Annotated in this window: 14 protein-coding genes; 6 read left to right on the forward strand and 8 right to left on the reverse strand. The window is 73.9% G+C overall.

What is annotated here, in order from left to right; translation table 11 throughout:
* Positions 1-146 precede the first annotated feature (146 nt).
* The 3 genes from G1H19_RS03115 (at position 147) to G1H19_RS03125 (ending at position 2358) form a co-directional block, all read left to right on the forward strand.
* Positions 147-875: a GntR family transcriptional regulator gene (locus G1H19_RS03115; RefSeq protein ID WP_235928179.1), complete on the forward strand. Its 729-nt coding sequence runs from the start codon at positions 147-149 to the stop codon at positions 873-875.
* A gap of 32 nt (positions 876-907) precedes the next feature.
* Positions 908-1963 (forward strand): Glu/Leu/Phe/Val family dehydrogenase, encoded by a 1056-nt coding sequence (locus G1H19_RS03120; protein ID WP_152730406.1) that lies wholly within the window; start codon positions 908-910, stop codon positions 1961-1963.
* 173 nt (positions 1964-2136) lie between these two features.
* Complete coding sequence (locus G1H19_RS03125) at positions 2137-2358, forward strand: DUF3073 domain-containing protein (RefSeq protein WP_152730205.1); 222 nt, start codon at positions 2137-2139, stop codon at positions 2356-2358.
* A gap of 423 nt (positions 2359-2781) precedes the next feature.
* Here the strand turns inward: G1H19_RS03125 and purM are convergent, their stop codons facing one another.
* Together purM and purF are read right to left on the reverse strand one after the other, a co-directional pair.
* A complete protein-coding gene (gene purM / locus G1H19_RS03130; RefSeq protein WP_162393167.1) occupies positions 2782-3843 on the reverse strand; it encodes a phosphoribosylformylglycinamidine cyclo-ligase in 1062 nt (353 codons plus the stop codon).
* On the reverse strand, positions 3840-5432 hold the full coding sequence (purF, locus tag G1H19_RS03135) for an amidophosphoribosyltransferase (RefSeq protein WP_162393168.1): 1593 nt from the start codon (positions 5430-5432) through the stop codon (positions 3840-3842). The genes purM and purF overlap by 4 nt, the downstream gene beginning before the upstream one ends.
* A 126-nt stretch (positions 5433-5558) precedes the next feature.
* Here purF and G1H19_RS03140 point away from each other — a divergent pair, with 126 nt between their 5' ends.
* Positions 5559-6302 carry a DUF2071 domain-containing protein gene (locus G1H19_RS03140; protein WP_152730206.1) on the forward strand — a complete coding sequence of 248 codons (744 nt, stop codon included), beginning with the start codon at positions 5559-5561 and terminating at the stop codon, positions 6300-6302.
* Between the two features lie 160 nt (positions 6303-6462).
* Here the strand turns inward: G1H19_RS03140 and G1H19_RS03145 are convergent, their stop codons facing one another.
* The 4 genes from G1H19_RS03145 to G1H19_RS03160 form a co-directional block, all read right to left on the reverse strand.
* The gene (locus tag G1H19_RS03145) at positions 6463-7227 is read right to left on the reverse strand and encodes a hypothetical protein (protein ID WP_162393169.1); all 765 of its coding nucleotides are present in this window, start codon (positions 7225-7227) and stop codon (positions 6463-6465) included.
* Positions 7224-7730, reverse strand: coding sequence for a SigE family RNA polymerase sigma factor (locus G1H19_RS03150; protein WP_162393170.1), 507 nt, complete (start codon positions 7728-7730; stop codon positions 7224-7226). The genes G1H19_RS03145 and G1H19_RS03150 overlap by 4 nt, the downstream gene beginning before the upstream one ends.
* Positions 7731-7888: 158 nt before the next feature.
* Positions 7889-8497, reverse strand: a complete 609-nt coding sequence (locus G1H19_RS03155) for an MBL fold metallo-hydrolase (protein WP_174277976.1) — start codon at positions 8495-8497, stop codon at positions 7889-7891.
* Positions 8497-9582 (reverse strand): S-(hydroxymethyl)mycothiol dehydrogenase, encoded by a 1086-nt coding sequence (locus tag G1H19_RS03160; RefSeq protein ID WP_152730207.1) that lies wholly within the window; start codon positions 9580-9582, stop codon positions 8497-8499. Before G1H19_RS03160 ends, G1H19_RS03155 begins: the two co-directional genes overlap by 1 nt.
* A gap of 219 nt (positions 9583-9801) precedes the next feature.
* On the opposite strand from G1H19_RS03160, the gene G1H19_RS03165 reads away from it, so the two are divergent.
* Both G1H19_RS03165 and G1H19_RS03170 read left to right on the forward strand, forming a co-directional pair.
* Positions 9802-11211 (forward strand): OFA family MFS transporter, encoded by a 1410-nt coding sequence (locus tag G1H19_RS03165; RefSeq protein ID WP_162393171.1) that lies wholly within the window; start codon positions 9802-9804, stop codon positions 11209-11211.
* Positions 11208-11417, forward strand: a complete 210-nt coding sequence (locus G1H19_RS03170) for an MFS transporter small subunit (protein WP_152730208.1) — start codon at positions 11208-11210, stop codon at positions 11415-11417. Before G1H19_RS03165 ends, G1H19_RS03170 begins: the two co-directional genes overlap by 4 nt.
* A 55-nt stretch (positions 11418-11472) precedes the next feature.
* Here the strand turns inward: G1H19_RS03170 and G1H19_RS03175 are convergent, their stop codons facing one another.
* Together G1H19_RS03175 and G1H19_RS03180 are read right to left on the reverse strand one after the other, a co-directional pair.
* On the reverse strand, positions 11473-12726 hold the full coding sequence (locus G1H19_RS03175; protein ID WP_235928180.1) for an AGE family epimerase/isomerase: 1254 nt from the start codon (positions 12724-12726) through the stop codon (positions 11473-11475).
* A 72-nt stretch (positions 12727-12798) separates the two neighbouring features.
* Positions 12799-13194, reverse strand: coding sequence for a sterol carrier family protein (locus tag G1H19_RS03180; protein WP_162393172.1), 396 nt, complete (start codon positions 13192-13194; stop codon positions 12799-12801).
* Positions 13195-13233 lie beyond the last annotated feature (39 nt).

Genomic DNA, 13233 nt, shown 5'->3' on the forward strand with positions numbered 1-13233 from the left:
CTGCTCGGACCCGGGCCCGTTCCCGGGCCACCCGATCGTGGAGTGTGGTCCGGGCCACTGGTCATGTCAACATGTCAGGACATATGGACATCCTCGGTGCCAGGGCGCACGATCCTGTCGCCGTCGACGCCCGGAGGGAGGTGCCCGTGCTGCCCTTCGACGTGGACCGCTCCAGCCCCGTGCCGCTGTACTTCCAGGTCGCGCAGCAGATCGAGGCCGCCATCGACAGCGGCACGCTGGCCCCCGGCGACCGGCTGGAGAACGAGGTGGCCCTCGCCGACCGGCTCGGCCTGTCCCGGCCCACCATGCGCCAGGCCATCCAGTCGCTGGTCGAGCGGGGGCTGCTGGTGCGCCGCCGCGGCGTGGGCACCCAGGTCGTGCAGGGCCGGGTACGCCGCCCGGTCCGGCTCTCCAGCCTGCACGACGACCTGGTCCGCTCCGGCCAGCACCCGACGACGACGGTGCTGCTGCACGAGACCGGCCCCGCCCCGGCCGAGGTCGCCCTCACCCTGGGCCTGGCGCCGGGCACCGACGTGGTGACCCTCGGCCGGCTGCGCTGCGTCGACGACGGCCCGCTGGCGGTGCTGCACAACTGGCTGCCGGCCGACCTGCTCCCCGCCGACGCCGACCTCACCCACCACGGGCTGTACGAGGTGCTCCGCGCCCAGGGCGTGCACCTGCGGGTGGCCAGCCAGCAGATCAGCGCCGAGGGCGCCGACGCCGAGACCGCCGGCCGGCTGGGCCTGGACCCCGGCGCGCCGGTGCTCGTCGTCGAGCGCACCTGCTGGGACGACTCCGGCCGCGCCGTCGAGTTCGCCCGGCACCACTACCGGGCCGACGGGTACACGGTCGAGATGACCCTCGTCGACCCGTGAGCCGGGCTGCCTAGGCTCGGAACGTGGACGTCATGGGCTCCGGGCACGAACAGGTCGTCTTCTGCTCCGATCGCGCGTCGGGGCTCCGGGCGGTGATCGCGATCCACTCCACCGCCCTGGGGCCGGCGCTCGGCGGCACCCGCTTCTTCCCCTACGCCAGCGAGCAGGACGCCGTCACCGACGCCCTGGCGCTGTCCCGGGCGATGGCCTACAAGAACAGCCTGGCCGGCCTGGACCTCGGCGGCGGCAAGGGCGTCATCATCGGCGACCCGCGCACCGACAAGACCGAGCAGCTGCTGCGGGCCTACGGGCGGTTCGTGGAGTCCCTCGGCGGGCGCTACCTGTCCGCCTGCGACGTCGGCACCACCAACGCCGACCTGGACGTCGTGGCCCGGGAGACCCGGTTCGCCCACGGCCGCTCGCTGGTCAACGGCGGCTGCGGCGACTCCTCGGTGCTCACCGCCTTCGGCGTCTTCCAGGGCATGCGGGCGGCCGCGCAGCACCGGTGGGGCAGCCCCACGCTGCGCGGGCGCACGGTGGCGGTGGCCGGCGTCGGCAAGGTGGGCTCCTGGCTGGTCGACCGGCTGGTCGACGACGGCGCCTCGGTGGTGGTGACCGACGTCGACCCCGGTGCGGTGACCCGGGTCCGGGAGCGGCACCCCGGCGTGGCCGTGGCCCCGGACACCGCGGCCCTGGTACGCACCCCGCACGACGTCTACGCCCCCTGCGCCCTCGGCGGCGCCCTGGACGACGAGACGGTGGCCGTGCTGCCCGCGGAGATCGTCTGCGGCGGGGCGAACAACCAGCTGGCGCACGCGGGCACCGCGGAGCTGCTGCAGCGCCGCGGCGTGCTCTACGCCCCGGACTACCTGGTCAACGCCGGTGGCGTGATCCAGGTGGAGGACGAGCGGCACGGCTTCGACTTCGCCCGGGCGCAGGCGCGCGCCACGACCATCTTCGACGCCACGCTGCGCGTGCTCACCGCGGCCGCCGAGCGGGACGAGTCACCCGCCGTGGCCGCCGACCGGCTCGCCGAGGACCGCATCGCGCAGGTCGGCCGGCTCGCCACGATCCGCCTCCCTCGCTGAGAGCTGCGTCACCTGACCCCTCCCCCGGAGGGGGCACGGGACCCGGACGTGTGCTGTCGGTCGATCCGTGTCGTAAGCTCCACACAGGACACAGTCACTCAGTCGGGGTCTCCTCTCGGGCCGTCCAAGCCCAGAGCTGGACGCCCGTTCTCTGTCATGAGGGGGTCGAGCCAATGGGGCGCGGCCGAGCGAAGGCGAAGCAGACACGCGTCGCCCGTGAGCTCAAGTACAGCTCACCCAACACCGACCTCACCGCGCTCCAGCGCGAGCTCGGTGGCCAGCAGTCGACGTACTCCGCCCACGTGGCGCAGGACGACGATGCCGAGGACGACGCCTACGACGACAAGTGGGCGCCGGACGACGACGCGGACGACGGTTGGGCAGCCACCCGTTGACCCGCGCCGGTTGACCCACCCGTAGCACCAGCACCCCGACACCGTCGCCCACCCGGGCGGCGGTGTCGTCGTGCTGCCGTCCCACACAGCCCTCCCCACGGAAGTGGCCACCCCCCGCCGGCCCTCCCTGCGGAACTGCCCGCCCCTCGCCGGCCCTCCCCGCAAGAGTGGCCGCCAGCCCGGGCCCTTTCCGCGGAAGTGGCCGCCTCCCCCGGCCCTTCCCGCGGAAGTGGCCGCACCGCCCGGCCCTTCCCGCGGAAGTGGCCGCGCCTCCCCCCCGGCCTTGTGCGCGGAAGTGGCCGCCGCTTGCGGCCCTTCCCGCGGGAATGGCCGCAGCTCCCCGGCCCTGTGCGCGGGAGTGGCCGCGCCTCACCGGGTCCTCCGTGCAGGACTGGCCGTCAGGCGTGGAGCTGAGGGCGATCGTCAGCGGTAGGCGCCGACGGCCCGCGCAACGGGGTCGGTGGGCTCGGCCCGGGTGCCGATCTCCCCGGCGACCCAGGCGGGCACGCCGTTCCCCTGCAGCAGGTCGATCGCGCGCTGCGCCGCCTCGGGCGCCACGGCGGCGACCATCCCGACGCCGCAGTTGAAGGCCCGCTCGGACTCCGTGCGCGGCACGCCGTGCTCCTCGAGCAGGGCGACGGCGTGCGGCAGCGACCAGGTGCTGCGGTCCAGCACGGCCACCAGCCCCTCGGGGACGACGCGCGCGGTGTTCCCGGCCAGCCCGCCCCCGGTGATGTGCGCGAAGGCGTGCACCGCGTCGACACCGAGCTCGGCGACCAGCGCCAGGCAGGACAGCGCGTAGATGCGGGTGGGCTCCAGCAGCTCCTCGCCCAGCGTGCGGTGCAGCCCGGCGGGGGTGGCGTGCAGGTCCAGCCCGGCCGAGGCGACGACGCGCCGGATCAGCGAGTAGCCGTTGGAGTGGAAGCCGGAGGACTGCATCGCCACGACGACGTCCCCGGCGCGCACCCGCTCCGGCCCGAGCACCGCGTCGGCCTCCACCACGCCCACCGCGGTCGCGGCCAGGTCGTAGTCGTCGGCGCCCATCAGGTCGCCGTGCTCGGCGGTCTCACCGCCCACCAGCGCGGCACCGGCCTGGGTGCAGCCCGCGGCGATGCCGGTGACGATCGCGGCGATCCGCTCGGGCACCACCCGCCCGCAGGCCACGTAGTCCTGCAGGAACAGCGGCTCGGCGCCGCACGCCACCAGGTCGTCGACGACCATCGCGACCAGGTCGATGCCCACGGTGTCGTGCCGGTCCAGCGCCCGGGCGATCGCGATCTTCGTGCCCACGCCGTCGGTGGAGGAGGCCAGCAGCGGCCGGGTGTACCGGGCGGTGTCCAGGGCGAACAGCCCGGCGAAGCCGCCGAGCCCGCCGACCACCTCGGGCCGGTTGGTGGCCTCGACCGCCGAGCGCATCAGGGTGACGGCGCGCTCCCCGGCGTCGATGTCGACGCCGGCCGCGGCGTAGGTGAACCCCTCGGTCACGGGCGGAGCAGCGCGTCGTCGGCGCCGCCGGGCACCGTGGCGCTGCCGGCCTGCTGACCGGTCCAGCCGCTGACCGCGCGGGCCGGGGCGGGCTCGGTCACCCGGTCGCCGTCGACCAGCGGCAGGCTGGCCCGGCGGCCGATGCCCTCCAGCACGTGCTTGCCCAGCAGCTCCGGCTCGCCCAGCGGGATCGGGTACTCCCCGGTGAAGCACGCGGTGCAGAGCCGGGTCGCCGGCTGGTCGGTGGCGGCGATCATGCCGGCCAGCGACACGTAGCCCAGCGAGTCGGCGTTGATCGAGGCGCGCACCCCGTCGACGTCCAGCCCGTTGGCGACCAGCTCGGCCCGGCTGGCGAAGTCGATGCCGTAGAAGCACGGCCACTTCACCGGCGGGGAGGAGATGCGCACGTGCACCTCGACGGCGCCCGCCTCGCGGAGCATCCGGACCAGCGCGCGCTGGGTGTTGCCCCGCACGATCGAGTCGTCGACGACGACCAGCCGCTTGCCGCGGATGACGTCGCGCAGCGGGTTGAGCTTCAGCCGGATGCCCAGCTGACGGATGGTCTGGCTCGGCTGGATGAAGGTGCGCCCGACGTAGGAGTTCTTCACCAGGCCCAGGCCGTAGGGGATGCCGGAGGCCTCGGCGTAGCCGACCGCGGCCGGGGTGCCGCTCTCCGGCACCGGGATGACCAGGTCGGCCTCGACCGGGTGCTCGCGGGCCAGCCGGCGGCCGATCTCCACCCGGGCGGCGTGCACGCCGCGGCCGGAGATCGTGGTGTCCGGGCGAGCCAGGTAGACGTACTCGAACACGCAGCCCTTCGGCTTGGCGTCGGCGAAGTGCTGGGAGCGCAGCCCGTCCTCGTCGATGGCGATCAGCTCGCCCGGCTCGACCTCGCGGACGAACGAGGCGCCGCAGATGTCCAGGGCCGACGTCTCGCTGGCCACCACCCACCCGCGCTCCAGCCGGCCGAGCACCAGCGGGCGCACACCCTGGGCGTCCCGGGCGGCGTAGAGGGTGTTCTCGTCCATGAACGTGAAGCTGAACGCGCCGCGCAGCTTCGGCAGCACCTGCATCGCCGCCGCCTCGACCGAGAGGTCCTGGTAGGAGGCGATCAGGGCGGTGACCAGGTCGGAGTCGGTGGTCGAGGTGAAGGCGCCGCTGACACCCTGGTCGGCGGCCCAGCTGGCGAGCTCGGCGGTGTTCACCAGGTTGCCGTTGTGACAGAGGGCCAGGCCGGTGCCGGAGTCCGTCGTCCGGAAGGTCGGCTGGGCGTTCTCCCAGGTCGAGGCACCGGTGGTGCTGTACCGGGCGTGACCGACGGCGATGTGGCCGCGCAGGCTGCCCAGCGTCGGCTCGTCGAACACCTGGCTGACCAGCCCGAGGTCCTTGTAGACGACGACGGAGGCGCCGTCGGACACCGCGATCCCGGCCGCCTCCTGCCCGCGGTGCTGGAGCGCGTACAGGCCGAAGTAGCTGAGCTTCGCGACCTCCTCCCCCGGTGCCCACACGCCGAAGACGCCACAGGCGTCCTGCGGACCGGGAGCAGAGGGGTCGAGGTCGTGCGTCAGCCGTCCATCACCACGGGGCACGGCGTCCACCGTACCGGCGCGACCTGGTGGCGCAGCCCCGGGCGTGGTGTCGCGCGACACCTCCGACGACCGAGGCGAGCCCGGTTCTGCCTGCCCCCGGGGCACGGAGCCCCCTGGGATCCGGCCATGGCGATGCCGCAGATGGTCGGTGAGGTGCAGCGTCGGCTGCTGGTCAACTACCGGGTCGACCCGGAGGTGCTGCAGCCACTGCTGCCCGCCGGGCTCCGCCCCCAGCTGGTCGACGGCGCGGGCGTGGCCGGCATCTGCCTCATCCGGCTGGGCGGGTTGCACCTGCGACGGCTGCCGTCGGCCATCGGTCTCACCACGGAGAACGCGGCCCACCGGATCGCCGTGCAGTGGGAGGACGACACGGGCAGCCACACCGGCGTCTACATCCCCCGCCGCGACAGCGACTCCCGACTGACCGTGCTGCTGGGCGGCCGGGTGTTCCCCGGCGTGCACTCGCGGGCGCGGTTCACCGTCAGCGAGACCGACGACGACCTGCAGGTGGCCTTCCGGTCCACCGACGGTGGGGCGTCCGTCGACGTGCGCGTGGCGGTGGCACCCACCCTGGAGGGCAGCCACCTGTTCGACGACGTGGCGCAGGCATCGGCGTTCTTCGAGCAGGGAGCTGTCGGGTGGTCGCCGCGCCGCGACGGCGTGCACCTGGAGGGCATCCGGCTGTGCACCCGGGCCTGGCGGGTCGACCCAGGCCGGGTCGTGCACTCCCGGTCGAGCTTCTTCGACGACACCAGCCGCTTCCCGGCCGGCAGCGCGACGCTGGACTGCGCCCTGGTCATGCGACGGGTGCCGGTGACCTGGGACGTCGTACCGGAGCCCCCCGGCGCGCTCGCCACCACGGAGCGCTGAGTCGGCAACCCCGTGCGGGCCGGGGTCCGGGGGGTCGAGGTCGTGCGACAGTCGTCCGGCTCCGCGGGGCACCCGTCCCCGATACCGGCCCGGAGCTGCTCGGACGCAGCTCGGGGTGGCGCTCACGACGCCGTCCCGACCCGGTGCCGCACTGCACGTACTAGTCGACGTTGCAGGCCCGCTCCCAGACCGGCCGCGGGATCGCCGGGTCGTCGCACGAGGCGGTCCGGTCCAGCAGTGTCCAGCGGCCGCCGACCCGGTGGAAGAGCCCGGCCTCGCCGTCGGGGAACACCTCGCCGGTCGCCGGGTCGGTGTACGCGCGGGAGTAGCCGGCGCCGGCCCAGTCCCCCGAGCACACCGGGCCGTAGTACCGCGCGTCCATGGCGTACGTGGTGTCCGCCGCGGCGGGTGCGCCGGCCTGCATCGCCGCCTGCAGCGTCGCGAAGCTCGGGCAGTCGGTCGTGCCCGCGGTCGCCGGAGCCGCCGGGGTCGGCGCCGTCGTCGGCTTGGTCGTCGGCTTGGTCGTCGTGCTGGTGGGGGCCGACGGCGGGGGTGCCGGGATCGTCGACGGTGCAGCCGTCGTGCCGGACGGCGTCGCCGGCGCGGACGCCGTCGTCGGCACCGGGGTCGCCGGCGCCGCCGAGGGCGTGGGCACGGGCGTCGGGGCCGTCGGGGACGTCGGGGCCGCGGGGCTCACCGTGGTCGTCGGCTCGGCAGCGGGACCGCCGGAGCGAGCGGCTGCCGAGAGGCCCAGCGGCACCCCGGCAGCCAACACGACGACAGCGGCGACGGCGGCCAGCCCACCGATCCGCTGGCGCCGCTGGTCGCTGCGGCGCCGGGAGAGCTGGTCGAGCAGGTCCGGAGCGGGCTCGCCGACCAGGTCGGCGTCGCGCTGGAGGGCCAGCTCCAGGTCGTGGTCGTTCATCGGGTCGCCTCCGCGGGGGTGGGTGCCTCGAGCAGGAGCCGCAGGCGGGCCAGCCCGCGGGAGGAGTGGCTCTTCACCGAGCCGACCGAGCAGCCGAGCGCCTCGGCCGTCTCGGCCTCGGACAGGCCCTCGTAGCAGCGCAGCACGACGACGGCGCGCATCCGAGGGGGCAGCTGCTCCAGCGCCTGCAGCGCCCGACCGGCACCGAGCGAGCCGGAGTCGTCGCCGTACCCGCGCTCGGGCAGCTGGTCCACGAGCGTCTCGTGCACGCGGCGCCGGCGTCGCCAGCTGGTGTGCGTGGTGACCAGCACGCGCCGTACGTACGGGTAGGCCGCTTCGCGGTCGGCCAGCCGGTCCCAGTGCCGGGAGGTCTTCAGCAGGGCGGTCTGCAGCAGGTCCTCCGCCTCCCCCCGGTCGGAGGTCAGCAGGAACGCCACGCGCAACAGCGCGGGCGACCACCGCCGGACGAACTCGCTGAAGTCGTCGTCGAACTCGCGTGCCACCGCAACTCCTGCCCCCGGCAGCCCCAGCGGGCCGCACAACTCCTAGACACGCTCGCCGACCCCGGCGGGGTTGAGCGGCAGGGCAGGAATCTAGGTCGGGTGCTCCGCGGTGGACGGGTGACCCGCTGGGGCGGCGTGCGCACGACGCCCCAGCGGACTCACGCGATGTTGCCGACCTCGGCCGCCACGGTGGTGTCGTCGCCGTGGCCGGTGCGCACCACGGTGTCGCCGGGCAGGGTCAGCAGCCGCGACCGGATCGACGTCAGGATGGTCGGCTTGTCGCTGTAGCTGCGCCCGGTGGCACCGGGCCCACCGCAGAACAGCGTGTCCCCGGTGAACACCGTGGCCAGGTCGGCCGAGTGCAGGCAGGTGCTGCCCGGCGAGTGGCCCGGCGTGTGCAGCGCGGTCAGCGTCACGCCGGCCACCTGGAACGTGGTGCCCTCGGCGAGCTCGTGGTCCGGGGCGGCGTCCGGGTGCACGACGTCCCAGAGCATGCGGTCGGCAGGGTGGGTCCAGATCGGCGCCCCGGTGGCCTCGCGCAGCGCCACGGCCGCGGAGATGTGGTCGTTGTGCCCGTGGGTCAGCACGATCGCGGTGACCCGCCGCCCGCCGATCGCCTCGAGGATCGGGCCGGCGTCGTGCGGGGCGTCCAGCACGAGCACCTCGGTGTCGTCCCCGACCAGCCACACGTTGTTGTCGACGTCGAAGTCCTGCCCGTCGAGGCTGAACACCCCGCTGACCACGGCCTTGTCGATCCGCACGGCCATCAGAACACCACGACCGAGCGCAGCACGTCCCCGTGGTGCATCTTCTCGAACGCGGCCTCGACGTCGCCCAGGCCGATCGTCTCGGACACGAACGCGTCGAGGTCGAAGCGGCCCTGCAGGTACAGGTCGATCAGCATCGGGAAGTCGCGGCTGGGCAGGCAGTCGCCGTACCAGGAGGACTTCAGCGCACCGCCGCGGCCGAAGAGCTCGATCAGCGGGAAGGTGATCTCCATGGTCGGGTTGGGGACACCGACCAGCACCACGGTGCCGGCGAGGTCGCGGGCGTCGAAGGCCTGCTGGTAGACCGCCGGGTGCCCGACCGCGTCGATGGCCACGTCGACGCCGAAGCCACCGGTGAGCTCCTTGATCGCGGCGACCGGGTCGGTCTCCTTCGAGTTCACGGTGTGCGTGGCGCCCATGCCCCTGGCCCACTCGAGCTTCCGGTCGTCGATGTCGACGGCGATGATCGTGCCCGCGCCGGCCAGCCGGGAGCCGGCGATCGCGGCGTCACCCACCCCGCCGCAGCCGAACACGGCCACCGTGTCCCCGCGCCCGACCCCGCCGGTGTTGATGGCGGCACCCACCCCGGCCATGACGCCGCAGCCCAGCAGGCCCGCGGCCGTCGGCGAGGCGGCCGGGTCGACCTTCGTGCACTGCCCGGAGTGCACCAGGGTCTTCTCCGCGAAGGCGCCGATGCCCAGCGCCGGTGACAGCTCGGTGCCGTCGGCCAGCGTCATCTTCTGCGCGGCGTTGTGGGTGGCGAAGCAGTACCACGGCTTGCCCTTGGTGCAGGCCCGGCACTGCCCGCACACCGCCCGCCAGTTGAGGACCACGTAGTCGCCGACAGCCACGTTGGTGACGCCGTCCCCCACCGCCGAGACCACACCTGCGGCCTCGTGGCCGAGCAGGAACGGGAACTCGTCGTTGATGCCGCCCTCGCGGTAGTGCAGGTCGGTGTGGCACACCCCGCAGGCCTGGACGTCGACCACGGCCTCACCGGGTCCGGGGTCGGGGACGATGATCGTCTCGATCGAGACCGGGGCACCCTTGCTGCGGGCGACGACGCCCTTCACCTCGTATGGCATGGCGATGAGCCTATGTGTCGTTCCTGACGGCCAGCAGTCGTGTTCCGCCCCGCGGGAGCGCGGACGACCGGGTCCGGGAACGGCCCGGTATCGATCCGATCTCGTCGACGCGCGACCTGGTCGCGCCCGACGTACCGTGCTCCCCGTCGCATGGCCTGGGTCACAGGCCCCACCACGCCCGCACCCAGGTGCGCGGGCCCCGCCGCACCGGAGGACCCCGTGGCAGTACCCGCCTTCCTGGCCAGGGAGCGCATCGTCGCGCGCCCGGGCTTCAACCGGTGGCTGATCCCGCCGGCCGCCCTCGCCGTGCACCTGTGCATCGGCCAGGCCTACGCCACCAGCGTCTACAAGACCGCGCTGGTGTCGAGCTTCGAGTCCAGCCTGACCGCGATCGGCATCGTGTTCTCCATCGCCATCGTCATGCTCGGGCTCTCGGCGGCGCTGTTCGGCACCTGGGTCGACCGCAACGGTCCCCGGGCGGCGATGTTCACCTCCGCCTGCTTCTGGGTGTCCGGGTTCCTCGTCGGCTCGCTCGGCATCGCCACCGACCAGCTGTGGCTGCTGTACCTGGGCTACGGCGTCATCGGCGGGATCGGCCTGGGCATCGGCTACATCTCGCCGGTCTCCACGCTGATCAAGTGGTTCCCCGACCGCCCGGGCCTGGCCACCGGCATGGCGATCATGGGCTTCGGTGGCGGCGCGCTCATCGCCACCCCGCTGTCGCGCCAGCTGATGAGCCTCTACGACCCGGCCTACGACGGCACGGCCGGCACCACGCCCAGCGGCAGCGCGGTCTCGATGCTCTTCCTCACCCTGGGCCTGGTCTACCTGGTCTTCATGATGTTCGGCGCCTTCATCGTCCGGGTCCCGGCCGAGGGCTGGACGCCCGACGGCTTCGACCCCTCGACGATCCGTTCCAAGGCACTGGTCACCACCAACAGCGTGTCGGCCGGGAACGCCATCAAGACCAAGCAGTTCTGGCTGCTGTGGGTCGTGCTGTTCTGCAACGTCACTGCCGGCATCGGCATCCTCGAGCAGGCAGCCCCGATGATCCAGGACTTCTTCCGCGAGGGCGACACCTCCACCGTGGCCGCGACGGCGGCCGCCGGGTTCGTCGGCGTGCTCTCGCTGTTCAACATGGCCGGCCGGTTCGTGTGGTCGTCGACGTCGGACTTCATCGGCCGCAAGCCCATCTACATGGTCTACCTCGGCGTCGGCCTGGTGCTCTACGTCGCGCTGGCCACCGTCGGCAGCAGCGCCACCTGGCTGTTCGTCGTCCTGGCCGCGCTGATCCTGTCCTTCTACGGCGGCGGTTTCGCGACCATCCCGGCCTACCTGCGCGACCTGTTCGGCACCTACCAGGTGGGCGCCATCCACGGCCGGCTGCTCACCGCCTGGGCGGCCGCCGGTGTGGCCGGCCCGCTCATCGTCAACCGGGTGCTCGACACCCAGGGGACGCCGGGTGAGCTGGTGGCGGCCGACTACCGCCCGGCCCTGTTCATCATGGTCGGCCTGCTGGCCGTGGGCTTCGTAGCCAACCTGCTGGTCAAGCCGGTGGACAGCAAGTGGCACGAACCCAGCACGGACGCCGAGACCCGCACGACCCCGGAACGGAGCGCCGCCCGATGAGCCACCCGGCCACCTCGCACGACCACGGGCACCACCACGGCCCCGGTCAGACCCACGACCACGGGCACGGCCACGACCACGGGCCGGGCGGGACCACGCACACGCCGGTCGGACTGATCGCCCTGGCGTGGACCCTGGTCGGCGTCCCACTGGCCTACGGCCTGTTCCAGACGGTCAAGACGGCCAGCAGCCTCTTCACCGGCTGACCGCTCCTCGGCACGCACCGGCCCGGCACCCACCCAGGGTGCCGGGCCGGTTCCGTCAGGTCCCGTCGAGCGGGGTGCGGGTGAGCGCCCCGGCGACCGAGACCGCGAGCGGTCGCCGGGGCAGCACCACGGCCTGGACGGCGTGGTACGCGTCCGGCTTCCCGGCCCACACGGTGGACGACGGCCGGTTGTGCCGGTCCAGCTCGTGCCGCCACGACCCCTGCTCCCGGTCGACCAGGTGCTCCTCGATCCACGCCCACCAGTCCGCGTACCACCGGGCGTACCGGTCCTCGCCGGTCACCGCGAACAGGGTGGCCGCCGTCGCGGTGGCCTCGGCCGCGACCCAGTGCATCCGCTCGTGCACCACGGGGGTGCCGGTCCAGTCGACGGTGTAGACCAGCCCGGTGGCGCCGTCGGCGTCCCAGCCGTCGGTCACCGCGGCGTCGAAGAGCCGGCGGGCGTCGTCCACCAGCCAGGCCGGCGCGTCGGCCGCCAGCGCGTGGTGCAGGTGCAGCGCCAGCCGGCTCCACTCCAGGCCGTGCCCGATCGTCGCGCCGTAGGGCCGGAACGGGTCGGCCGGTGATTCCCGGTTGTACTCCAGCAGCGGCTGCCACTGCTCGTCGTAGTGTTCCGGCAGCCGCCAGGAGTTGCCCGCCGCGAACCCGTGCACGATCCGTTCCACGATCACCAGCGCCCGGTCCAGCCAGGCCCGGTCACCGGTCGCGTCCGCGGCGGCCAGGAACGCCTCCACCGCGTGCATGTTCGCGTTCACCCCGCGGTAGGCGTCCAGCGTCGTGAAGCCCTCGTCCCAGGTGTCGACGACGAGGCCGTCGGGACCCAGGAAGCGCCCGGTCGTCACCTCCAGCGCGTCGCCGAGCAGCGCCGGCCCCGCCGGGTGCCCGGCCAGCGTCGCGCTGGCACCGGCGAGCACCACGAAGGCGTGCGCGTACGCCTCCTTGGTGCCCGGCACCGGGCCGGCCGGGCCGACGGCGCTGTGCCAGCCGCCCGACCTCGCGTCCCGCATGGCCTGCACGCCGGCCATCCCGTGGTCCAGCAGCGGCGCGTGCTCGCGGTACCCGTCCAGCACGGCGAGGGCGAAGACGTGCGTCATCCGGCAGGTGATCCACAGCTCCACCGGTCGGTCCGGGTCGATGGCACCGGCGTCGTCCTGCCAGCCGAACCCGGCGACCGGGTGCCGCGAGCGGGCGGCGAACTCCAGCAGGCGCCCGGTCTCCGCCCGCAGCCAGTGAGCGCCGCCCGGCCTGTCCGCCGGGACCGGCGGTGCCACGTCCTCCGCGGCGCGGCTCACGACGTCGTCCTCGGGGTGGGTGACATGGGTCTCAGGATAGGTCCGGGCCCGGAGGCGGGACCGCCCCGCCGGTCACCCGCGCGGACGGCGCAGCGGCGGCAGCGGCAGGTGCTCGGACAGGTCGGCCCGGTTGCCGCTGGCGTGCACCCGGCCCGCGGTGACCGCGTCGTCCCAGGTCTGCAGGCCGGTGGCCAGCCGCAGCCAGGTGGCGGCGTCGGTCTCGATCACGTTGGGCGGGGTGCCGCGGGTGTGCCGCGGACCGGGCACGCACTGCACCGCCACGTGCGGTGGCACCCGCACCTCCACCGACCGCCCGGGCACCTGCTGTGCCAGCCAGCGGGCCGAGGTCTTGACCGCCGGGCCGAGCACCGCCCGGGCCGGCTGGTCGGCCTCCCCGGCCAGCCAGGGCAGCACCGGCGCCAGCACGGCGCGCAGCTGCTCCGCCGAGATCGGCGCCGTCACCGCCACGGACTCACCGCCACGAATTCACCGCCATTTCCGACACGA

Source organism: Goekera deserti, from assembly GCF_010685995.1.
Classification (GTDB): Bacteria; Actinomycetota; Actinomycetes; order Mycobacteriales; family Geodermatophilaceae; genus Goekera; species Goekera deserti.

What these genes read in the sequence shown, in the direction of transcription:
- G1H19_RS03120 (WP_152730406.1), top strand. Translation starts at nt 908, where the DNA reads ATGGGCTCCGGGCACGAACAGGTCGTCTTCTGCTCCGATCGCGCGTCG.
- G1H19_RS03125 (WP_152730205.1), top strand. Translation starts at nt 2,137, where the DNA reads ATGGGGCGCGGCCGAGCGAAGGCGAAGCAGACACGCGTCGCCCGTGAG.
- G1H19_RS03140 (WP_152730206.1), top strand. Translation starts at nt 5,559, where the DNA reads ATGGCGATGCCGCAGATGGTCGGTGAGGTGCAGCGTCGGCTGCTGGTC.
- G1H19_RS03145 (WP_162393169.1), bottom strand. Translation starts at nt 7,227, where the DNA reads ATGAACGACCACGACCTGGAGCTGGCCCTCCAGCGCGACGCCGACCTG.
- G1H19_RS03155 (WP_174277976.1), bottom strand. Translation starts at nt 8,497, where the DNA reads ATGGCCGTGCGGATCGACAAGGCCGTGGTCAGCGGGGTGTTCAGCCTC.
- G1H19_RS03160 (WP_152730207.1), bottom strand. Translation starts at nt 9,582, where the DNA reads ATGCCATACGAGGTGAAGGGCGTCGTCGCCCGCAGCAAGGGTGCCCCG.
- G1H19_RS03170 (WP_152730208.1), top strand. Translation starts at nt 11,208, where the DNA reads ATGAGCCACCCGGCCACCTCGCACGACCACGGGCACCACCACGGCCCC.